Source organism: Alteromonas lipotrueae (genome assembly GCF_019249255.1).
GTDB lineage: Bacteria > Pseudomonadota > Gammaproteobacteria > Enterobacterales > Alteromonadaceae > Alteromonas > Alteromonas lipotrueae.
The window spans coordinates 471610-493708 of record NZ_JAESDJ010000001.1; the positions used below are offsets into that span (position 1 = coordinate 471610).

The 22099-nt window shown below is 44.7% G+C and carries 21 protein-coding genes and 1 tRNA gene; 16 read left to right on the forward strand and 6 right to left on the reverse strand.

The window, feature by feature from the left end:
* Nucleotides 1-109 precede the first annotated feature (109 nt).
* On the forward strand, nt 110-4009 hold the full coding sequence (purL, locus tag KYS23_RS01960; RefSeq protein WP_218417975.1) for a phosphoribosylformylglycinamidine synthase: 3900 nt from the start codon (nt 110-112) through the stop codon (nt 4007-4009).
* A 236-nt stretch (nt 4010-4245) separates the two neighbouring features.
* On the forward strand, nt 4246-4386 hold the full coding sequence (locus KYS23_RS01965) for a hypothetical protein (protein WP_013785166.1): 141 nt from the start codon (nt 4246-4248) through the stop codon (nt 4384-4386).
* A 91-nt stretch (nt 4387-4477) separates the two neighbouring features.
* Here KYS23_RS01965 and smrA read toward each other — a convergent pair whose 3' ends face one another.
* Entirely contained in the window at nt 4478-5068 is a 591-nt protein-coding gene (gene smrA / locus KYS23_RS01970) for a DNA endonuclease SmrA (protein WP_159529259.1), read from the reverse strand.
* A 312-nt stretch (nt 5069-5380) separates the two neighbouring features.
* Between smrA and KYS23_RS01975 the strand changes: the two genes are divergently transcribed.
* Nucleotides 5381-6448 (forward strand): transporter substrate-binding domain-containing protein, encoded by a 1068-nt coding sequence (locus tag KYS23_RS01975; RefSeq protein ID WP_218417976.1) that lies wholly within the window; start codon nt 5381-5383, stop codon nt 6446-6448.
* Nucleotides 6449-6489: 41 nt separating this feature from the next.
* Here the strand turns inward: KYS23_RS01975 and KYS23_RS01980 are convergent.
* Together KYS23_RS01980 and KYS23_RS01985 are read right to left on the reverse strand one after the other, a co-directional pair.
* Nucleotides 6490-6564: transfer RNA gene (locus KYS23_RS01980), tRNA-Arg, on the reverse strand.
* A 137-nt stretch (nt 6565-6701) separates the two neighbouring features.
* Nucleotides 6702-7835 carry a flagellar assembly protein T N-terminal domain-containing protein gene (locus KYS23_RS01985; protein ID WP_246604262.1) on the reverse strand — a complete coding sequence of 378 codons (1134 nt, stop codon included), beginning with the start codon at nt 7833-7835 and terminating at the stop codon, nt 6702-6704.
* A gap of 355 nt (nt 7836-8190) precedes the next feature.
* On the opposite strand from KYS23_RS01985, the gene KYS23_RS01990 reads away from it, so the two are divergent.
* Nucleotides 8191-8643 (forward strand): LPP20 family lipoprotein, encoded by a 453-nt coding sequence (locus tag KYS23_RS01990; RefSeq protein WP_159534391.1) that lies wholly within the window; start codon nt 8191-8193, stop codon nt 8641-8643.
* Between the two features lie 97 nt (nt 8644-8740).
* On the opposite strand, the gene flgN is transcribed toward KYS23_RS01990, so the two are convergent.
* The 3 genes from flgN to flgA form a co-directional block, all read right to left on the reverse strand.
* Nucleotides 8741-9169, reverse strand: coding sequence for a flagellar export chaperone FlgN (gene flgN / locus KYS23_RS01995; RefSeq protein ID WP_126872018.1), 429 nt, complete (start codon nt 9167-9169; stop codon nt 8741-8743).
* A 10-nt stretch (nt 9170-9179) separates the two neighbouring features.
* A complete protein-coding gene (flgM, locus tag KYS23_RS02000) occupies nt 9180-9512 on the reverse strand; it encodes a flagellar biosynthesis anti-sigma factor FlgM (RefSeq protein WP_126872017.1) in 333 nt (110 codons plus the stop codon).
* 103 nt (nt 9513-9615) lie between these two features.
* On the reverse strand, nt 9616-10338 hold the full coding sequence (flgA, locus tag KYS23_RS02005; protein WP_218417978.1) for a flagellar basal body P-ring formation chaperone FlgA: 723 nt from the start codon (nt 10336-10338) through the stop codon (nt 9616-9618).
* A gap of 208 nt (nt 10339-10546) precedes the next feature.
* Here flgA and KYS23_RS02010 point away from each other — a divergent pair, with 208 nt between their 5' ends.
* From KYS23_RS02010 to flgK, 12 genes are all read left to right on the forward strand, one after another.
* Nucleotides 10547-11476 carry a chemotaxis protein CheV gene (locus tag KYS23_RS02010; protein WP_129736996.1) on the forward strand — a complete coding sequence of 310 codons (930 nt, stop codon included), beginning with the start codon at nt 10547-10549 and terminating at the stop codon, nt 11474-11476.
* Nucleotides 11477-11490: 14 nt separating this feature from the next.
* On the forward strand, nt 11491-12321 hold the full coding sequence (locus tag KYS23_RS02015; RefSeq protein WP_159529267.1) for a CheR family methyltransferase: 831 nt from the start codon (nt 11491-11493) through the stop codon (nt 12319-12321).
* A gap of 178 nt (nt 12322-12499) precedes the next feature.
* On the forward strand, nt 12500-12931 hold the full coding sequence (flgB, locus tag KYS23_RS02020; RefSeq protein WP_159529269.1) for a flagellar basal body rod protein FlgB: 432 nt from the start codon (nt 12500-12502) through the stop codon (nt 12929-12931).
* A gap of 2 nt (nt 12932-12933) precedes the next feature.
* Nucleotides 12934-13356, forward strand: a complete 423-nt coding sequence (flgC, locus tag KYS23_RS02025; protein WP_159529271.1) for a flagellar basal body rod protein FlgC — start codon at nt 12934-12936, stop codon at nt 13354-13356.
* A gap of 31 nt (nt 13357-13387) precedes the next feature.
* Nucleotides 13388-14077, forward strand: a complete 690-nt coding sequence (gene flgD, locus KYS23_RS02030) for a flagellar hook assembly protein FlgD (protein ID WP_159529273.1) — start codon at nt 13388-13390, stop codon at nt 14075-14077.
* 14 nt (nt 14078-14091) lie between these two features.
* Entirely contained in the window at nt 14092-15468 is a 1377-nt protein-coding gene (flgE, locus tag KYS23_RS02035) for a flagellar hook protein FlgE (RefSeq protein WP_159529275.1), read from the forward strand.
* 125 nt (nt 15469-15593) lie between these two features.
* Entirely contained in the window at nt 15594-16337 is a 744-nt protein-coding gene (locus KYS23_RS02040) for a flagellar basal body rod protein FlgF (protein WP_159529277.1), read from the forward strand.
* A gap of 48 nt (nt 16338-16385) precedes the next feature.
* Nucleotides 16386-17174, forward strand: a complete 789-nt coding sequence (flgG, locus tag KYS23_RS02045) for a flagellar basal-body rod protein FlgG (protein WP_013785145.1) — start codon at nt 16386-16388, stop codon at nt 17172-17174.
* Between the two features lie 11 nt (nt 17175-17185).
* Nucleotides 17186-17866 (forward strand): flagellar basal body L-ring protein FlgH, encoded by a 681-nt coding sequence (gene flgH, locus KYS23_RS02050; RefSeq protein WP_057796302.1) that lies wholly within the window; start codon nt 17186-17188, stop codon nt 17864-17866.
* A gap of 20 nt (nt 17867-17886) precedes the next feature.
* Nucleotides 17887-18999 carry a flagellar basal body P-ring protein FlgI gene (locus tag KYS23_RS02055; RefSeq protein WP_159529279.1) on the forward strand — a complete coding sequence of 371 codons (1113 nt, stop codon included), beginning with the start codon at nt 17887-17889 and terminating at the stop codon, nt 18997-18999.
* The gene (gene flgJ, locus KYS23_RS02060) at nt 18999-19949 is read left to right on the forward strand and encodes a flagellar assembly peptidoglycan hydrolase FlgJ (RefSeq protein WP_159529281.1); all 951 of its coding nucleotides are present in this window, start codon (nt 18999-19001) and stop codon (nt 19947-19949) included. The genes KYS23_RS02055 and flgJ overlap by 1 nt, the downstream gene beginning before the upstream one ends.
* A 17-nt stretch (nt 19950-19966) precedes the next feature.
* On the forward strand, nt 19967-22096 hold the full coding sequence (gene flgK, locus KYS23_RS02065; protein WP_159529283.1) for a flagellar hook-associated protein FlgK: 2130 nt from the start codon (nt 19967-19969) through the stop codon (nt 22094-22096).
* Nucleotides 22097-22099: the final 3 nt, after the last annotated feature.

Consider the following 22099-nt stretch of genomic DNA (forward strand, 5'->3'; position numbering starts at 1 on the left):
TTACCAATAGAACATAAATCCTCTATAATCCGCGCCGAAATATTCATCAATTACAGAGGCAACGCGTCCCATTGATGGTCGTTGTTTCTGAACAACCAGGTAAAGCAATATGTTGGTCCTTCGAGGCGCTCCCGCACTATCAGAGTTTCACCAAACTAAACTGATTGCAAAGCTGGGTCAATCCGGCATTAAGGTGAAAAACCTATATAGCGAATATATTCACCTTATCGATTCAGATGGTGAACTCTCGCAGCAGCAATTAGAAATACTTAAAAAGCTGCTTACCTACGGGCCTGCCCGACAAACCCAAACGCCAACTGGCAACCTCTTCGTGGTAACACCCCGACCAGGCACCATCTCTCCTTGGTCTACCAAAGCAACTGATATAGCGAACAATTGTAGTCTGAACACGATTAATCGTATAGAACGAGGCTGTGCTTTTTATATAGAAGCAGAGCAGCCGCTTAGCGAGGCGGACTACAGCCTTGTTGCTGCCCACTTGCATGACCGTATGACGGAAACCGTTTTTCCTGATACAGCAGCGGCAGAAGTATTGTTTGCACATACCACGGCGAAAACCTTTACTTCAGTAGCAATACTAGAAGATGGCAAACAAGCGTTGGTTGATGCCAATATTCAGCTTGGTTTAGCATTGGCTGATGATGAAATAGAGTATTTATTCGAAAGCTTTACGCGTTTGGCGCGTAACCCCATCGACGTAGAGCTATACATGTTTGCACAAGCAAACTCTGAACATTGCCGTCACAAAATTTTCAACGCCAGTTGGACAATCGACGGGCAAGAACAAGATAAATCCTTGTTCAAAATGATCAAGAACACCTTTGAAGTGTTACCCGATCATGTTTACTCAGCGTATAAAGACAACGCTGCTGTTATGTCTGGATGGGAAGCAGGGCGTTTCTTTCCCAATCCACAAACACACCAATATGAATACCATCATGAGAATATCGATATTCTTATGAAGGTGGAAACCCACAACCACCCAACCGCTATCTCGCCTTTCCCAGGCGCGGCAACCGGCTCTGGTGGTGAAATTCGTGATGAAGGTGCTACCGGTCGTGGCTCTAAGCCAAAAGCGGGTTTAGGTGGATTTAGCGTGTCTAACTTACGTATTCCAGGCTTAGAGCAGCCGTGGGAAAAAGACTACGGTAAACCACCGCGTATTGTTAGCGCATTAGATATTATGCTAGATGGCCCGTTAGGTGGCGCAGCATTTAACAATGAATTTGGTCGCCCAAATTTGCTTGGCTACTTCCGTACCTACGAGCAAGAAGTGAATAGCTTCAATGGCGTTGAAGTACGCGGTTACCACAAGCCTATTATGCTTGCGGGTGGCTTGGGTAATATTCGTCGTGAACATATCGAAAAAGGCGAAATCACGGTAGGGGCTAAACTTATCGTGCTTGGCGGCCCTGCGATGAACATTGGTCTTGGTGGGGGCGCAGCGTCTTCCATGGCTTCTGGTCAGTCAAATGAAGATTTAGATTTTGCCTCGGTACAGCGTGAAAACCCAGAAATGGAGCGTCGTTGCCAAGAAGTTATCGATGCGTGCTGGCAGTTAGGCGATAACAACCCCATTCAATTTATTCACGATGTGGGTGCGGGTGGTTTATCAAACGCATTGCCTGAATTAGTTAACGATGGCGGACGTGGCGGTAAATTTGAACTGCGTAACGTATTGTCTGACGAACCAGGTATGACACCACTGGAATTATGGTGCAACGAATCACAAGAGCGTTACGTGATGTCGGTAGCACCAGAAAACATGCCAGTGTTTGAAGCGATTTGTGCCCGTGAACGTGCACCCTACGCGGTAGTAGGCGAGGCCACAGCTGAACAAGAATTGAATGTAAACGACAGCCAATTCGATAACCAGCCTATTGATATGCCCCTTGATGTGTTACTTGGCAAGCCGCCTAAAATGCATCGCGACGTTATCAGCACGCCATTAGAAGCCACAGGTTTTGATGAAAGTGATATTACACTAGCTGACGCGGCAACCCGTATATTGTCTTTACCTACTGTGGCGGAAAAAACCTTCCTTATAACCATTGGCGATCGCTCGGTAACAGGTTTAGTTAACCGTGACCAAATGGTTGGCCCTTGGCAAGTACCTGTAGCCGATGTAGCCGTGACTGCCTCTGCCTTTGATACTTATCATGGTGAAGCTATGGCGATGGGTGAAAGAACCCCAGTTGCTTTGTTATCACATGGGGCGTCAGCGCGTTTAGCCGTAGGTGAAGCGTTAACTAATATTGCTGCAGCAAATATTGGCGATTTAACCCGAATCAAGCTTTCAGCAAACTGGATGGCGGCGGCAGGTCACCCTGGTGAAGACGCTGGTTTGTATGAAGCGGTAAAGGCCGTAGGTGAAGAGCTTTGTCCTGAATTAGGATTAACCATTCCGGTGGGCAAAGACTCCATGTCGATGAAAACCGCATGGCAAGAGGAAGGCGAAGATAAAGCGGTAACGTCACCGTTATCGTTAGTGATTTCTGCTTTCGGTGCCGTAAAAGATATTCGTAAGACGGTAACACCAGAACTTCGCACCGATAAAGGCGACAGCCAACTGTTGCTAATCGATTTAGGTGAAGGCAAGAACCGCCTTGGCGCAAGTTGTCTTTCACAAGTATACGAGCAACTAGGTGATGCACCTGCCGATGTGGTTTCGGCGCAGCGTTTAAAGGCCTTCTTTAATGCAGTGCAGACGCTAATTGAGAAACAACTGGTTGTGGCTTACCACGACCGTTCTGACGGCGGACTATTCACCACCTTAGCCGAAATGGCTTTTGCAGGTAAAACCGGTGTAAGTATTGCGCTTGATAGCATTTCAGGAGCAGAAGCGGGTTCAGACTTATCCGTATTGTTTAACGAAGAACTTGGCGGCGTGCTTCAAGTGTTAGACAAAGACATCGAGGAAGTTAATGCTGTACTCGCGTCTTACGATTTAACCAGTGTTAGTCATTACATCGGTACGTTAAACACTACTGATACTATCGAATTTACTCGAGATAATGTGGCAGTGCTTAACGATAGTCGCGTAGCTATGCGCACTGCGTGGGCGCAAACCACCTTGGCGATGCAGAAGCTTCGAGACAACCCAGTTTGTGCGGAGCAAGAACATGCTGCTAAGCAGGATGCCGCCGATCCAGGGTTACATGCTGCGCTAACGTACAACGTAAATGAAGATATTGCCGGGCCCTATATTGCCAAAGGCATACAACCTAAAGTGGCTATTTTACGCGAGCAGGGCGTAAACTCGCACCTTGAAATGGCGGCCGCATTCAATCGTGCTGGTTTTAATGCTATTGATGTGCACATGAGTGATATTCTTGCCGGAAAAGTCACCCTTGATGACTTTGCGGGTTTAGCTGCGTGTGGTGGTTTCTCATACGGTGACGTTCTTGGAGCCGGAGAAGGTTGGGCGAAATCTATCTTGTTCAATGCAGTTGCACGGGATCAATTTGCTGCCTTCTTCGACCGCAACAGTACCTTTAGTTTAGGGGTCTGTAACGGTTGCCAAATGCTGTCTAATTTGAAGTCGCTCATTCCTGGCACGGAACATTGGCCACACTTTGTTGCCAACCAATCGGCACGTTTTGAAGCCCGTGTAGCCATGGTAGAAGTGACTAAATCGGCTTCTGTGTTATTGCAAGACATGGCCGGTTCACGCATGCCTATTGCGGTATCGCACGGTGAAGGGCAAGCCGAATTTTCCAGCGACAGCGCGCTTTTGTCTGTAGCATCGCAAGTGGCACTTCGTTATGTTGATAACTACGGCCAGCCCACTATGCAATACCCTGCTAACCCGAACGGTTCGCCTGAGGGGATTACAGGATTAACCTCTACTGACGGGCGCAGCACTATCATGATGCCTCACCCTGAGCGCGTGTTCAGGGCAGTAGCAAACTCATGGCGTCCAGACGATTGGCAAGAAGATGGTGCGTGGATGCGTATCTTCAGAAATGCGCGTCGTTTCGTTGGATAAAAACGCGCTTAGGCATAGTAGAGGTAAGATGTTCTTATCTCTACTTTTTCAGTTAAATGAGCGTGAAGCACGTCAATAGATTGGCAAAGTGTCAAAAATTTGTACTGAGGGCTTGTCTTCGATAAGTCACTGATCTATTGTAGTGCAATGCAGGGATTGCAGACTGGTTACAGGAGTGTGTTTTAAGGGTTGTACCAACAAAAGATATTGTTGGTGTTGATAACAAGAGACGACGAATGAATCGTTCATCAAAAGGGTTTGGCTTAACCGGAGTAGCCATAGCGGTTGTGCTGATGTTTGTTACTGCTGTTTTCAGCAGTTCAGCTAAATCTGCCGACGTTACTTCAACGCTAGTTGTGCAGTCTTCAGTTAAGTAGTCTGAAAGTGAAATTCTAACGCCAGTATCTGTTTACAGATACTGGCGTTAATCACTCCGCTATACCAATTTATTTAATGTATCTTGCGCTTTTATCCTTTCCTATTTTTCTCTCTGTTGATCAATTTCTGATCGGGATGTTTCTTCAATAATACATACGTAGCTGCAAACCCGCCGTGCATAGGCTGCGCTGTGTGGTAGGCAATCACCTCTTCTAATTCAAGCAACCAGTGATTGACAAAGCTTTTCTTGTAAGCAGGAAAAGGTTTACTTTCTATACCCTTACCGTGCTTAATTAATAATGCTCTCACGCCCCGTTTATGAGAGTCGGTTATGGCTTTATAAAGCGCATCTCTGCTTTGTTCAATGGTCATGCCACTTAGAGAAAGGGTTTCTTCTAATGGGTATTTACCCATGCGTAATTTTTTGAACACACCATCTTGAATACCCGGTTGTTGGAATAAAATGAAATCGTCAGGCTTTACTGGTGTTACCCCTTCTAAGCTTAGCGGGCTTTTCAGCTTTTCCCGTTCACTGCGTTGACGAGCAGCGCGCCGCTTTTTTTCAGCTATCGCACTCTCTGTATCATGCAACAACGCTTTGTTTGAAGGTTTTATAGGTTTTACATCCTGCATTTCTGCAAAGAACGAATGTAAATCGTCATTTGTTTCAAAATTAGTCATATTTTTCTCCCACACTCAGCGAAGCGTCACTGTCATGAATGTATTCGCTACGCCAATATTACTTTACAACGTTGGCCTGAGTGAGCACTGTCTTACTAAGAATCAATATGGGGCTGTTTGTTGAATTTTCTATGCTCATATATCATGGGCTAATCTTAAAGTAGCATCATTTTAAAAGCTGAAGTCGAGATAGTTTTTAATTATTGGCGATTGAATCTTATACGTCGCAAATTTACCGATGGGTTACTATTAGTAGAAGTGGCTTAAAAGTAGTTTAGAGGTAAACCAACCACAGGGACAGGTATGAATACAATGAGTCGAATGATCACTATTATAGTGTTTAGCTTGAGTGTCATGCTGCCAAGTATGGCGCAAACCAATGATAATGAGCCAAAACAGGTTATTGCTACGAAGGTCGCGCCGCCGTTTGTCATTAAAAATGAAGACGGTTCTTTTGAAGGTATAAGTATTGCACTTTGGGAACAAATTGCAGAATTAACGTCTACCGATTATGCGTTGACCGAAGCTTCACTGGTTGAGCTGGTGGAGGGAGTAGAAAATGGTCGTTTTGATGCATCTGTTGCTGCGCTTACCGTAAATTCGCAGCGAGAGTCGGTTATCGATTTTACGCATCCTTTTTATACTACAGGGTTGGCTATTGCGGTGCCTAGTGAAGGTAATCGTTGGATGTCAGCCGTTAAAGGTTTTTTCAGCTGGGAATTTTTAGTTGCACTTTCAGCTTTGTGCGGGTTGCTGCTCGCGGTAGGGGCGTTACTGTGGCTGTTTGAAAGAAAGCGCAACGCCGAGATGTTTGGCGGCTCAACCCAGCAAGGTTTAGGTGCTAGCTTTTGGTGGGCGGCGGTGACAATGACCACAGTAGGGTATGGCGATAAAGCCCCTGTTACCCTTGGTGGAAGGGTAATCGGTTTTATATGGATGTTTGCAGCGATCATTTTAATCAGTAGCTTTACCGCTGCAATTGCCACAAGCCTTACTGTTAGCCAACTATCTTCGAGCGTTAAAGGGCTTGAGGACTTACCTAATGTGCGGGTGGCTACATTGGCAAACTCTGCAAGTAGTGTATTTTTACGAAAAGAAAATATAGGATTTAAGCGACTTGAAAGCGTTGAAAAAGGTTTGTCACAATTGGCATCAGGCGACCTAGATGCTTTTGTTTACGATAAGCCCATTTTACAGTACTTAACTAAAAACAACTTTGGTGACAGTATTCTTATTTTACCCGAGGTTATTGAACGTCAGGACTATGCTATTGCGTTACCAGAAAACAGTGCGCAAAGAGAAAAGATTAATACTGCGTTACTTAGAGTGATAGAGACTGACGAGTGGCAAGAGATAGTAGACCACTATCTTGGGAAATAGCGTTAGGTAAGATTACATTCCGTGACTGCGGTTAAGATTGATGGCGTCCCCAGCTGGAATCGAACCAACATCTAAGCCTTAGGAGGGCCTTGTTTTATCCATTAAACTATGGGGACCTACAAGGCTATTATACGAACTTAATCCGCGAACGGAACCCTTTGGTTTAAAAACCTTTATCTAAGTTTTGTACCCTGCTATAAAGGGTGAGCGGTTGTTTAGTTCTTCTATGTAATTAGTAGACGCTGTAACCGAACTATCGTTTGATAACGAAATCACTCTCTTGAATATTCGCAATAATACCACTGTCTTTATGAATCAATCTTGCAGTATTGCCATAAGCATTTTCAACAACAAATGCACCGGGGTAAATATGGTACTGCAAATAGGCCTTACCGTGTCTGTCGATAATTTCGCTGGTTTGATAGACAAAAAGCTCATCACCATTTTGTATGCCATTATCGCGGCCCAATGATACTGAAATATGCGAACCGGCAACATTAAGCACTCTGCCAGTCATAGGCTGACAGGCAATAGTCTCGTTAATATCAGCGGTTAACTGCTGCATCTGCTTTTTAATTGCATTGCCGTAATCTGTCCGCCAAAAGGTTGACGAAAATTCGTCTACATCGGTAAACCGGTCAAAAGGCCAATTTGCTTCAGTTATGTAATCTTGCTGCAGCAGCAAGCCGCTATTTATACCGTCGAAAACCTTAATGCTTAGCGAAAAGTAACGGGTGGCTTTTTCTTCTTTCCAGAATGCAATCGAAGAAGGGCGTTGTCTTTCAACACTAACGTCATTAATGCTGCCGATTAAAACAAACTGTGCATTTGATTGTTGTGATAATGCGCGCACATTTTCTTCAAGCCCATTAACTCCCCATCGTGTGGTGTGTGGAGCAATGTACGCTAAATTCAAATTCTGCGCCTGCGCCGACATTTCGGTAGCCAGCTTTCTTGTGACTGCCTCGGAAAAGTTAGGGATTTTTCCTTCAACTAAATGATTGCGGTTTTCTACCATGAAGTAACTGGTGGCAATATTTTTATCATACTCAACTGCGGTACATTGTTTAGCCGCAGGAAAGATATCCGCCCTGACGCTTACGGTAACATAGTCGCTATGCCATACTTCATCAGTGAGTTCGAGATGATCCACTTCACCTGAACTACTAATGGTAATGTCTTCACTTTCAAGTAACCCATTTGTGAGCTGCTGAACACTGCTTATCGAGGCACCTGCGAATAACAATGCTTGTTTGAGGGCTTCTTCTGTGGCGTCTCTACGTGCTTTTTCTTTATTACCGTTCACGATAACTGCTTGGCCTTTGGCTTCATACCAAGCGGCATGGCTTTGCCCTGTTGACACTAAAGCAAGGCAAAACAGCGTCATAAAAAAGGCGACCTTGGCGTATCTAGCTTGATATCTTCTTTTCACAGAAGACACGCTAGTTAACGTTAGTTTAGCGAATGTTTGTATGCCAAGCACAGTCTTGTCCTTTTGTTGCAGTGCGATAAGAGGGCACTACATCAGTTAATTTAAGCCAGTATTCTTTTGTATCAGATTCTTTAATCGGTTTTTTTCGACTTTATGTCAATTTTTGCTCCAACTTATAATAAGCGAAATAGATGCCAATGTTTCAAATTTAAAATTTAGGCGTAAACATTGCTTATCCACTAATAGAAAAATTGAGAATGAGGTTTCTCTAATGGTGTTTTTTGAAAAATTGATTCGTAGCCGAGCATGGATGACGGTGGCTTTATTTGCTGCACTAACAGGTTTATCAGGATGTAGTCTATTTGTAGACAAACATGTGGAGTGGGAGACGGTTGAGCCAGACAGTTACCCTGTGCTAAGTGCCGTTGGATATGCCCCAATAATGTCGCAACGGGGTGAAAGCGAAACCGTGAAAACCTTGATGGCAATTAAAGCATCAAAACTAGAGGCTTACAGAGAACTTGCAGAGCAGGTGTACGGACAGCGTATTGAAGGTAATCAATCACTGTCTAGCCTTGTGGTGGATAATGAAACCTTGCGGGCTTCTGTAGAGGGCGTTATTAGAGGGGCTAGGGTAATAAAAAGTTACCCCGTGGGTGAAGACACCTATGCCACCGAACTTGAGCTAGATATGCATCGCGTGTACGACATTTATTTGACGACAGCGAAGCCACAAAGAATAAAAGACATCAAATACTATTAAGTATTTCGATGTATGGCTAAATAGCACCCACAAAAAAGCGCGTATTAAACGCGCTTTTTTGTGCTTTTATTGGGGCTTTCGGTAACGAGTGCATTACTTAGGCGCTAATACCTGAACCTAAACGGCCTGCATTTGGCTTACCTTTCTTATCGTAGGTTAACGACTCTTTAGCGCGAACTTCTAACATCAGATTCCGTAAGTGTGTGAGGCGAAGCTGTCCTTGCTCTACGGCTTTCTGATTGATTTGGGTTTTATACTTACAGTCTTCTAACAGACTTTTCGCATTATCCATTAACCCTTGTTCATCTGCACTAATCGTTTCGTCTGTAGTTTGGCGATATAACGCCTCGACTTTTTGGTCCGTAGATTGAATAGACTCTAGTAATTTAGACTTATCTTCTAAAAGACTCATCAAGGTTTCTGCATCTCGTGAGCTAATTAAATGTAATTCTTTTTCCAGCATCAAGCACAGGCCCTCTAAGTTAGTGACCTGTTGTGATAACGCTGAATAAAGATGACTAGTCATAGAAACCTAATTATTTTTGGCCAAAAATCTCACCCTCAAGCTTAGCTATTTTATTCGCTAACACTTCAGGGTTAACTTTGTATTCACCACTTGATATCGCTTTTTTAAGACGATCGACTTTTTCCTGATTTACAGGCGCTTCAGAACCTTTCTTCTGAACTTGATTCAACTGCTGTGCAGACTGAGTCAAGGATACTGAATCTTGTCGTGGTGCTTGAGCAACAGATGCATTGTTAGACGTCGCTTGTTGCTGTTGCGACTGCTGTGCCTGATTCTGTTGCGAAATTTTTGTATTATCAACGGGTGTTTTGGGTAACCCATTGTTTACATTGTTAATTGCCATAATATTTCTCCACTACCTTTTCGCCTCTGTACAAGTTATCGGCACAAACCTTCTTTTCTTTAGGCTTTTATACAACGAAAACGTAGTTTTTTAGCACGCTGAACTACAAGTGTACCACGACTTCTTGAGCGCTGGCGACTTCCGCTATCACGGGATTTTGGCTACTGGCATTGAGCACCTTTATGGTATCGCCAATAACACCATCTTGTTGTGCTATTCCAGATGTTTTAACCGCCATCCCACCCAATGATGCACGAATGGTAATTCTATCGCCCTTGCACACAAAGCATAGCATATTTGATTGCACAGCTTGGCCATCAACAATTCGACGTTTCATTCGAGCGCCAATCAATGCATCTACATCGGTAAATGCACTGTATCGAAGACGCTTTATATCTACGGATGCCAACGTCAGATTAGATGCAGAAAGCACAGTGCCAGGGCTAACCGCGCCAGAAGTAACCACAATTTCTTTCGTTCTTGTCACTTGGGCGCTGGTAAACAAGTACCAGTCATTATTTGTGCAACTTACCCGCACAGAAATATAAGATTGGCCCAAAGATTCATCAGATGCGTGGAATTGAAATCCCGTCGGACACTGAGGAATATTAATTCTTTCGTCTACTTCAGCAATGCTTACCGCAATATCGGTGTTTTCATCGTGTATACTAAGGGTCGACAGCAAGTATTCTTCTGCGCCCTTATTCACCACATCGTGCATCGTTTCAGCGTAACTGTAAGGCGCTAAAATAACTGCCGCCATAGTAGTGAAAAGTGGCAGACGAATTCCTGTAAGCCAAGATTTTACATTTTTTAAATTTTTCATAGTCACTTTTCGTGTTCACTTACTGAGTTATTGTCTATGCTTATAAGACAAATTAGGTTGAGACAATAACTTGCGTACGTCCGTGATTAAGTTGTACATGCAGCGAAACCGTCATTTTTCTGTCGTTTGACCTGCATACATTTAGTGATATTGTCTATTCTCTTTAGTGAAGGCAATGATCATGCCCAGTATTAAAAAGAGGTGAGATATGTCGGGAATTTTAGACTCGGTTAACCAACGAACCCAATTAGTTGGTCAAAACCGTCTTGAGTTATTGTTGTTCAGGCTTAATGGTCGTCAACGCTTTGGTATAAACGTCTTTAAAGTACGAGAAGTGCTCCAGTGTCCACCACTGACTTCAATGCCGAAGTTGAACTCGCTAGTTCGCGGAATAGCACATATTCGTGGGCAAACTATTTCTGTCATCGATTTAAGCATGGCGACGGGCGGCAAGCGTATTGAAGATTTATCAAACGCTTTTATCGTTATTGCTGAATACAATCGTTCTGTTCAAGGTTTTTTAGTGGGCGCTGTTGAGCGCATTATTAACACTAACTGGGATGCCATTATGCCGCCTCCACAGGGGACAGGCCGAGCAAGTTACTTAACCGCTGTTACTGAAGTTGAAAACGAGTTAATTGAAATTCTCGACGTTGAAAAAATCCTTAACGAAATTTCACCACTAAATGCTGAAGTAAGCGCCGATGTTGCTGAAGGGCTTACTACGGAAGGTAAAGAAGACAAAATTATCTTCATTGCTGATGATTCAGCGGTGGCAAGAAACCAAGTTAAAAAAGCGCTAACCTCGCTCGGGCTAGAAATTGAGCTGGCAAAAAACGGTTTGGAAGCGTTAAACCGCTTGAAGGAAATCGCGGAAGAATATGGTGATATCACCAAGCGAATTGGGGTATTAGTGTCCGACATAGAAATGCCGGAGATGGACGGTTACACCCTTACAGCTGAAATTAAGAATACACCTGAACTTCAAAAGCTTCATGTTGTACTTCATACTTCTTTAAGCGGTGTATTCAACCAAGCGATGGTTCAGAAAGTGGGAGCGGATGACTTTATTGCGAAATTTCACCCCGATGAACTAGCAACAGCAGTTCAGAAGTGGTTAATGACGGATTGTGAATAATGGAGCGGTAGGGGTTGGATAATAAAAATGTGTCGCCGACAAGCTATGAAAAGTTTCGGCACTTCCTCGAGAAACAATGTGGAATAGTACTCGGGGAAAACAAGCAATATCTGGTAAGAAGCAGGCTTGCGTCTTTGTTATATAAACATGACTATGACAATACTGATGCGCTGATTGATGTGGTTGTAAAAGGTTACGATCGTAGCCTTTTACAAAGCGTCATTGATGCAATGACCACGAACGAAACATTGTGGTTTAGAGATACCTACCCGTTTGAGTTGCTACAACGCGATTTACTTCCTCAACTGGCAACGAAAAACCAGAAACTTAGAATTTGGAGTGCAGCTTGTTCGTCCGGACAAGAGCCATACTCTATTGCTATGTCGATATTAGAGTTTCAAAAACAGCGACCTGGATTGCTTAGGCAAGGGGTTGAAATTATAGCCACCGATCTTTCTTCTGAAATGCTAAACAAGTGTAGCCAAGGGCTATACGATGAACTTTCGCTTGCTAGAGGGTTATCGCCACAACGTAGGGCTATGTTCTTCCAATCCCACGAAAGTGGCCAGATGCAGGTAAAGCCAGAAGTGCGCAACATGGTATCATTCAGAAGTTTGAATTTGTTAACCTCCTATGCAGCACTTGGCCGCTTCGACATCGTTTTTTGCCGCAATGTGCTGATTTATTTTTCGGCAGATGTAAAACAAAAGATACTGCAACAAATTGCCGGGCAGCTGCAACCTGCCGGTGTCCTTTTCCTTGGCGCGTCTGAATCTATCAGTGCGGCAAGTGATACTTACGCCATGATCAAATGTAATCCTGGTTTGTATTATCAAAAAAAATAACTACTTAAATTGCTGAATTTATTTAATTATTTTCAATTCCCCCCTCGTTTTTTTATGTTTTTATACAGTGCCAATCTTCAGGTTGGCATCTGCCTTGCTAGTAAAATCCTATAACAGATAATTCGTCATTGTTTACTCATGACGTATTTACGGAATTTCTCAGCTAGGAGTTTTCAATATGGCCATTAATCTCGACAAGTTAGTCGGGTTTCATCAGTCGGCGTTAGCAATACGCACCGACAGAATGGAAGTCATCTCTGGAAACCTAGCGAACGCCAATACCCCTGGTTATAAAGCTAAAGACATCGACTTTAATAAAGCGATGGAGTCAGCCATGAGCGCCCAAGAAGGGCAGCACAAATTGGGTGGTGGAAGCTTAGTAAGAACGCACGATAAACACATAGGTGGCGATGTATCGTCGGTAGCATCAAATTTTGAAATGCAATACCGCATACCCACGCAACCGGATACCGGCGACGGTAATACGGTGGAAGTACAGGCAGAACGTAACCGCTTTTTAGATAACGGTTTACGCTATCAAGCCACACTTGAGTTTATTAACAGTAAAGTCAAAGGTATGAAAAAAGCCCTTAGTTCTGGAGGCCAGTAATCATGAGCTTATTTAATGTGATGTCAATTTCCAGTACCGGTATGGAAGCTGAGAATGTTCGTTTAAACACAACCGCAAGTAATATTGCCAACGCGAATTCGGTAAGCAGTAGTTATAACGAAACGTACCGTGCAAGACACCCTGTGTTTGCCGCAGAGTTACAGCGTGCTATGGGCGATCAATCCAAAGGCGTGGGTGTTGAAGTTAAGGGAATTGTAGAAAGCGATGCACCATTGCAAGTTGAGTATGCTCCGCATAACCCAATGGCTGACGAAGAAGGTTATATCTATAAGCCTAACGTCAACATCGTGGAAGAAATGGCAAATATGATGTCGGCATCAAAAGCCTATGAAACCAACGTTCAGGTTGCAGATACCACGAAAAAGATATTTCGTCGGGTATTGCAGCTAGGGCAAGGGCAATAAGTTGCCGCGTAGGTAATGTGAGGAAAATACTGTGACCACAATTAACAACACCACTGGCCTGAACAACGAACTCTACTGGCAAGAAGAGACGGTTCCGGTTGTCGATGGAACAGAGCAACAGCTTTCGCAAGAAGACTTTTTTGCCATGTTAACCGAGCAATTAGCGAATCAGGATCCTACTAAACCCGTAGATAACGACCAGATGGTAGCGCAAATGACATCATTCACTATGGCTGATGGTATTTCTCAGTTGAATGATAAATTCGAGTCATTCGCCGCCTCGATGACATCTAACCAGGCATTACAAGCATCAAGCTTGATAGGTCAGAACGTGTTGGTACAGGGCAACGTAGGGCACATGTCTAGCGACGCTGCAGGCGTATCTGGTGTTGTGGTCAATGAGCAGAGCGTACAAAACATGACGATCACTGTTGAAAATCAATACGGTGAAGTGATTAAGACCATTGATGCTGGCACACAAGCCGCTGGCAACATTCAATTTGAATGGGATGGCAAGGATACCCAAGGCAACGATATGCCAGCGGGCGACTACGTAATCAGTGCTACAGGCGAAATAAATGGTGAAGGCGTTCAATTGAATACAGCCATTAATCGTCATGTAGGAAGTGTTAGTTTGGCCGGCAGCGGTCAGGGCGTCATTTTAAATTTAGATGGCGAAGTCAGCATTAGTCTTGACGACGTTATTCAAATCGGCAGTTAGCAGGAGAAAGAAGCATGTCTTTTAATATTGCACTAAGTGGCGTAGCTGCCGCACAAAAAGATTTAGATGTAACCGCGAATAACATCGCAAACGTGAATACTGTTGGCTTTAAAGAGTCTCGCGCTGAATTCGGCGACGTGTACGCCACATCACTTTTGGCTGGCAGTAAGACCAAAGTGGGCGACGGTGTTTTGACACAAGATGTAGCCCAGCAGTTTTCTCAAGGTAGCTTACAGTTCACCAATACAGCACTTGATTTAGCAATCACTGGGAACGGCTTTTTTGCCACCGTTCCTGATGAAACCTCACGAGATTTCTCGTTTACCCGAGCTGGCCAGTTTAAGTTAGATGATGACAATTACGTGGTTAACAGTAACGGCGACTTACTTTTAGGTTTTCCCGTTAACTCAGACTCTACCAGTTCGTCAGTTGCATTGAGTACCACTGAGCCAGTACAAATTCCAGATTCGTCAGGGTCTCCAGCTCAAACCTCAGAAGTTGATATTCGTATGAACTTACCTGCGGGTGATCAGGGCTTAGACCCTGCTGCATTCGACCCGGAAGATCCACTTACCTATAACGCGGCAACCTCGGTAACGGTTTATGACTCACTAGGCGACAGCCACGTGATGACCTATTACTTCGTTAAAGATGTGGCGGCAGACAACGAATGGTATGTGGCTACAGCGGTTGACGATCAACTTACTGATTTAGTGAATTCTACCGGTACAGATTCCGATCCTACAACAGCGGTAAACTCATTGGGTACTAACACAGGTAACGGCGTTACAGCCGCTAAACTCGTGTTTTCTCAAGGTGGTGACTTTATTGGTATTGAATCGCCAGATGGCATTCAAACTACCGATTATAAGTTAACTACTGAAGCGCTTGGTTCAGCCTTATCAAATGGTGCAGATGCAACGCAGCAAATTGGCATTGATTTTAACCTAGAGCCTAGCGGAGCCACTACTGTTGAGCCTACGCAATACGCATCAGCATTCGAAGTTACGTCATTAGAGCAAGATGGTTTGCCTGTTGGTCGTTTGACCGGTATCGATATTGGCCCAGATGGCTTGGTTCGAGCGACTTTCTCAAATGGTACTTCTGAGCCAATTGTGCGAGTGGCCCTAGTGAGGTTTGCCAATGAGCAAGGCTTAACACAGCAAAGCAGCACGGAATGGAAAGAAAGCATTCTATCTGGTGAAGCATTAGCGGGTGAAGCGACTACGGGTACTTTTGGTGAAATTAACTCATCAGCCCTAGAGCAAGCTAACGTTAACCTTACCACTGAACTAATCGATATGATTATTGCACAGCGGAACTTCCAGGCGAACTCTCGAGCGCTTGAAGTGAACAACTCACTGAACCAGACTATCCTGAACATCCGATAAGCAGTGATGTTTAAGTAAAAAAACCGCAACATAGTTGCGGTTTTTTTGTATCCACTTCGATTTGTGCATGTTGGCACTGGGATTGCAAAACCTGTATATGGTTTAACCAGAGTCAAAAGTCAGTCATGGACAAACTTCTCTACATTGCTGCCAGTGGTGCATCTCAAGACCTTTTAGGTACGGGGCTACGTGCCAATAACTTGGCTAACGCGCAAACAACTGGGTTTAGAGCTCAGTTAGAACAGGCAAGGTCAATGCCTGCCTACGGCGAAGGTTTGCCGTCTCGCGTTTTTTCAATGACCGAAAGTCCGTCAAACAACTATGAGTCGGGCCCTATGATTCAAACGGGTCGTGATTTAGACGTTGCTATACAAGGCGATGGCTGGTTTGCCGTTCAAGACGATAATGGGCAAGAAGCTTATTCTCGTGACGGTAACTTCAAGTTAGGTGACGACGGTATTTTGACAGATGTGCACAATCGCCCCGTTTTAGGTGATAACGGTCCAATCTTTCTTCCTGTGCCCCTAGATAATCTAGATATTGGTATGGACGGTACGTTGTCAATGAGACAGCTTGGCGCGCCAGAAAATGTGATTGAAGATGTTGGCCGGCTGAAATTGGTTAAGCCGAACTATGCCGATATGGAACGAGGCACTGATGGTTTATTTAGAATGGAAGACGGCACGGTAGCTCCAGCAAACGCTGGTGTGAAAGTGATGTCTGGCATGTTGGAAGGCTCGAATGTTAATGCCGTTGACGAAATGGTCAATATGATAAGCCTTCAGCGCCACTATGAGCTTCAAGTGAAGATGATGAAGCAAGCTGATGAGCTAGATACTCGCGGCAACCAATTACTGCGCATTCTATAGAATAGTTAACAATTTCGTTATACGAACTTTAAAGGTTAGGAGGTCGCCATGCACCCAGCATTGTGGATAAGTAAAACAGGTCTTGATGCCGCACAAACAGATGTGGCGGTGGTATCGAACAACCTGGCTAACGCATCAACGGTAGGTTTTAAAAAAGACAGAGCAATTTTTGAAGACTTGCTTTATCAGAATATAAACCAACCTGGTGGCCGCTCATCAGCTGATACCGAATTACCTTCTGGCCTTATGTTAGGTTCTGGTTCAAAGGTAGTATCAACACAAAAAGCACATACCCAAGGCAACTTGCTAACCACAGATAATGCGTTAGATATGTCTATTCAGGGGCGAGGCTACTTTGAGATTTTGCAGCCTGACGGCACCATTGCCTACTCAAGAAATGGTCAGTTTTCAATGAACGACCAAGGTCAGATAGTGACTTCTGGCGCGGGTTTTTTACTCCAACCTGAAGTGGCTATTCCGGAAGATGCGCAGCAAATCACGATTTCACAAGACGGTGAAATTAGCGTGTCAATTCGTGGTCAAGCAGAGCCGCAAGTGCTTGGGCAAATGAACTTATCAGACTTCATTAACCCTACGGGTCTACAACCTATTGGGCAGAACCTATACGTTGAAACAGCATCAAGTGGCGCGCCTATTCAAGGTGTACCAGGCCTTCAAGGTATAGGCACGATTGCACAAGGTACGTTAGAAACCTCTAACGTGAATGTGACCGAAGAGCTGGTTAATTTGATTGAAAGTCAACGTTTGTACGAGATGAACTCGAAAGTGATTTCATCTGTGGATCAGATGCTTGGACAAGTCATTCAGCAACTTTAGTGAGTAATGTTATGCGAATTATCGGACTCTTCCTTTCAGTGGCAATATTGGCAGGTTGTGCAAGCACTAACCAGCCACCGGTTCAAGCAAACGACCCGTCGTTTGCTCCAGTGGTACCTGATTATCCTCGTGAGAAGATTGTAGAAGATGGTTCGCTGTTCCGCTCTTACATGGCCAATAGCTTGTATTCAGATATGACGGCTAGACGGGTTGGCGACATTATTACTATCACGTTAAGTGAAAATACTAACGCGAGTAAATCAGCTGGCACGTCGACATCAAAAGATACCACGGTAGATTTAGACACGATCACTGGATTAGGTGGCCAGGCGTTAAATATTGGCGGGCAATCGGTTCAGCTTGGCGTAAGTTCGTCAAACGACTTTGCAGGGGATGCAGCGACAAACCAAAGTAACAGTTTATCGGGAAATATCTCTGTCACCGTAGTTGAAGTGCTACCCAATGACAATTTGGTCATTCGCGGTGAAAAGTGGCTTACCTTAAATCATGGCGACGAATACATCCGTTTGACGGGCATCATTCGCTTATCTGATATTAGCCCCGAAAATGAAGTGCTATCGACAAAAATAGCGAATGCCAGAATTCAATACAGCGGAACGGGCTCTTTTGCCAGTGCGCAAGAGAAAGGCTGGCTTACGAAGTTTTTCACATCATCATGGTGGCCGCTTTAAGCGGGGCTAGGAGAATCATTATGCGTTTGTTTTCAGTAGTTATTATCGCATTTACATTGGTATTGTCAGGCAATACCAATGCACAACGCATTAAAGACTTAGCAAGTATCCAAGGGGTGAGAAGCAACCAATTAGTAGGCTATGGCCTAGTGGTAGGCTTACCCGGCACCGGTGAGCAAAGCCCTTTCACTGAGCAAAGCTTTCGTACCATGCTAAGTAACTTCGGCATAAGTTTAGATTCCAACACCAAACCTAAAATTAAGAATGTTGCAGCCGTGGCTGTACACGCAGAACTGCCGGCTTTTACTAAACCAGGACAAACCATTGATATTACTGTGTCGTCAGTAGGCGAAGCGAGTAGCTTGCAAGGCGGTACGCTGTTACAGACATTTCTTCGCGGTGTAGATGGCAAAGTGTATGCAGTTGCGCAAGGTAGTTTGGTAGTAAGTGGCTTTGGCGCACAAGGCGGCGATGGTTCGCGAATTGTGGTGAATACGCCGACCGTAGGCCGTATTCCTAACGGCGCTATGGTAGAGCAAACCGTCCCTAGCGGTTTTGCCAATGGCGACTCATTAACATTGAACTTGCATTACCCTGACTTTTCAACAGCAAAAGCCTTAGCTGATGTGATTAACGAGCGATTGGGTGCACAGCCAGAAAAAGGTTATTCCATCGCTACGCCCATTGATGCCGCGTCGGTACGTGTATCGGCACCAAGAGATGTTGGTCAGCGAGTGGGCTTTTTGGCCACACTGGAAAATTTCGAATTTACACCAGCTGATGCCCCTGCACGGGTTGTCATCAATAGCCGCACAGGCACCATTGTGATTGGTCGAGACGTGCGATTACTACCTGCCGCTATAACCCATGGCGGGTTAACTGTGACGATTTCAGAAAACCAACAAGTTACTCAACCCAATGCGTTTGCGGACGGCGAAACGGTAGTTACCACACAGTCGATTGTTGATGTGGATTTATCTGATAGCCGCATGTTTTCATTTGAACCTGGCGTTACACTGGATCAGCTAGTGCGGGCCGTTAATGAGGTGGGGGCTGCACCTGGCGATTTAATGGCTATCTTAGAAGCTTTAAGGCAGGCCGGTGCGCTTCACGGTGAATTGGTGATTATCTAATGGAAGCATTCAGCTCAAAAAATCAGCTCGATATGGCACGTAATGTCCACGACCTTGGCAGTATTAATAAAATGCGCGAGGCTATTGCTTCGGGTGATGAAAGTGTATTGCAAGAAGCGGCAGAACAATTTGAAGCCATATTTGTGCAAATGATGCTGAAGTCGATGCGTAAAGCGCAAGATGCCCTGGCTGATGAAGACAGCCCGTTCAATTCTCAACAAGTTAAATTTTATCGCGATATGCACGACCAACAGCTTGCAACCGATTTAACGGCGGGGGGCGGCATGGGCTTGGCTGACATTATCGTCAAACAAATGGGCCAATCTGAAGACAGCTATTTACCAGCCAGTGTGATTCGTAGTGACGGCAACTTGAATTCGCTGAACCGCGACCGTGTTATCGCTATAGAGCAAGCCCAAGAAACCGTGCTGGCTTCCGAGTCTAAAGGAGTGAAATCGGCCGCAAAAGATAGCATGTTCGATAGCCCTGAAGATTTTGTTGAAACCTTACGCCCCTATGCTGAACAAGTGGCTGACAAATACGGTATGGATGCTAAAGCCATTATCGCGCAGGCCGCGGTTGAAACAGGTTGGGGTAAGTTTGTTATTCACAATGCCGACGGCGAAAGCTCGCACAATCTTTTTGGTATTAAAGCGAATTCGCAGTGGGAAGGCGAGCAAGCGGTTGTCGATACACTTGAATTTAATAGCGGCATTCCACAAAAGCAAAAAGCTGCATTTCGTTCTTATGCGTCATTAGAGGAGGCGGTTGATGACTACGGTCGCTTTATCACCACTCAGCCCCGTTATCAGCATGCGGTGGAACAAGCCTCAGATGCACACCGCTATACTCGCGAGCTACAAAGTGCTGGATATGCTACGGATCCTAATTACGCCAACAAGATAATGGCCGTTTACAACAGCGATAGGCTTAACGGCTTAATGCCGTAAGAAGAGGGGTTTAATATATGAGCGCAGTTGATTTATTTTCCCTTGCCACCAGTGGTGTAAACGCCAGTAGTAAGCTTTTACAAACGACCAGTAATAATATTGCCAATGTAAATACGCCCGGGTACGTACGTGAACGAACCGAGTTAGTTAACAGTGATGTATTCGGTGTTGAAATTGGAAATACAGAGCGAATTATTAACGTATTTGCGCAAAACCAGCTTCGTCGCGACATAACCTCGGTGGGTGAACTAGAAGCTTTTTCTTCCAAAACCTCTGCAATTGATAACCTTCTGGCTGGTGAGGCGAACTCACTATCTAAAGGTATTAGTGATTACTTTGCAGCGGTACAAACTGCGTCAGACGACCCTACAAACTTGGCCTCACGTGAACAGGTATTAGGGAAATCAGAGTCGCTATACCAGCGTATGAAAACCCTCTCAGATTACATGGTGGAAAAGGAAGAAGAGTTTAACCTTGAAGTCACGTCTTTAGTTAATAGAACCAATAGTTTGATTAGCTCAATTGGCGAACTAAACAAAAACATTGTGATTGCCAAAGGGAACAACACCAGCGACGAACCCAGCGCATTAATGAATAAACGAGATGCCGCTGTTGAAGAGCTTGCCTCTATTATGGCAATCGATGTGAAAGACAGTCAAAGTCAAAACGGTGCGATCACCGTGAATTTGACCACTGGCGAATCTCTTATATTAGATAACGGCGCGTTCAATTTATTTGAAATAAGTACGAGTGCAGACTCAACCAACAAAGAACTAAAGTTAGAAACAGATTTTGGTTCTCAAACTAAAAACGATACCACAGTTCGTATTGTAGAGAGTGACTTAGGCGGCAGCTTAGGTGGGCTATTTCGTTATAGAAACGAAGTACTTGGTACTGCCATGCGCGACGTAGGCCAGCTTTCCGTTGCTTTTGCCGATGCTGTCAACACCCAAAACAAGCTAGGTATGGATTTAGACGGTCAGTTGGGCAGCAATATTTTCGACATTCCTACTTTTAGGGGATTGGAAACACAAGATACCAACGGAGACTATCAGGTTGTCGGTCAGCTTATTGCAGGCAAAAGTGCTGAACTTACTGACGCCGATTATCAAATTGAGGTGACGGCAGTAGCGGCAGGGGTTCCTAGCGAAATAGAAATTACGTTTTTAAATCCTGACGGAACACCTCAAAAAGACGGCTCTGGGAATGATATTGTCTTTTCTAATTACACTGTCACTACTGGGTTTAATGAATTACCTGGCGGTATTGAAGTAGAGTTTGGTGGAGCTTCAACCTATGCGGTAGGGGATGAGTTTTTGATGCAACCTACCAAAACTATTGCATCATCCATTGAGCTAGCCACAAACAGACCTGAAGATCTCGCGTTCGCGGCGCCAGTAAGAGCCCAAGCGGATGCCACGAATTTAGGTAGCGCCAATGTGAGCGGGGTAACAATCACCAACACTGAAGTCGGCGGCGGAACTGAGCAATCTGCATTTGATGGCGCAGGTGGAATACATGATTTAGCCAGTTCACCCAGTGGCACGTTTGGCGCGCCAGCTCAAATTGTCTTTACCGCAGAAGATAGCTATCAAGTACTTGATGGGGAAACGCCGCCAAATGTAATCACCAATGTGACCGGTGCGACCAATTTAAGTAACTTATTAGCACAGGCTGAAAGTAGTGGCAGCGGCCCTGCTTGGCCTGCAGCATTTTCATCACTAAATGACTACCCGGGTTACGACATTAGTTTAGATGGCGTACCTAAAGCGGGTGATAGTTTTTCTATTAGTTACAACACTGATGGCTTTAACGACAACAGTAATGCACTTGAAATCGCATCGTTGCAGAACGAGAACCTAGTGCAAGTGAGCAGTGAATCAACCAATCAGCAACGTACTTTTCAAGATGCCTATGCATCTATGGTAGGGCGAATTGGTGAAGATGCAGCCATGGCTGACATTTCTTTGACTTCAGCAGAAGCAATGAAAACACAATCGGAAAATTGGTTTGAGTCAGTATCTGGGGTGAGCCTAGATGAAGAAGCGGCAAACCTGATTAAGTTTCAGCAGTCTTATTCTGCCGCAGCAAGAATATTGAGCACAGCGCAGGAGTTGTTCGATACTATTCTAAGTGCGGCGAGGTAACAC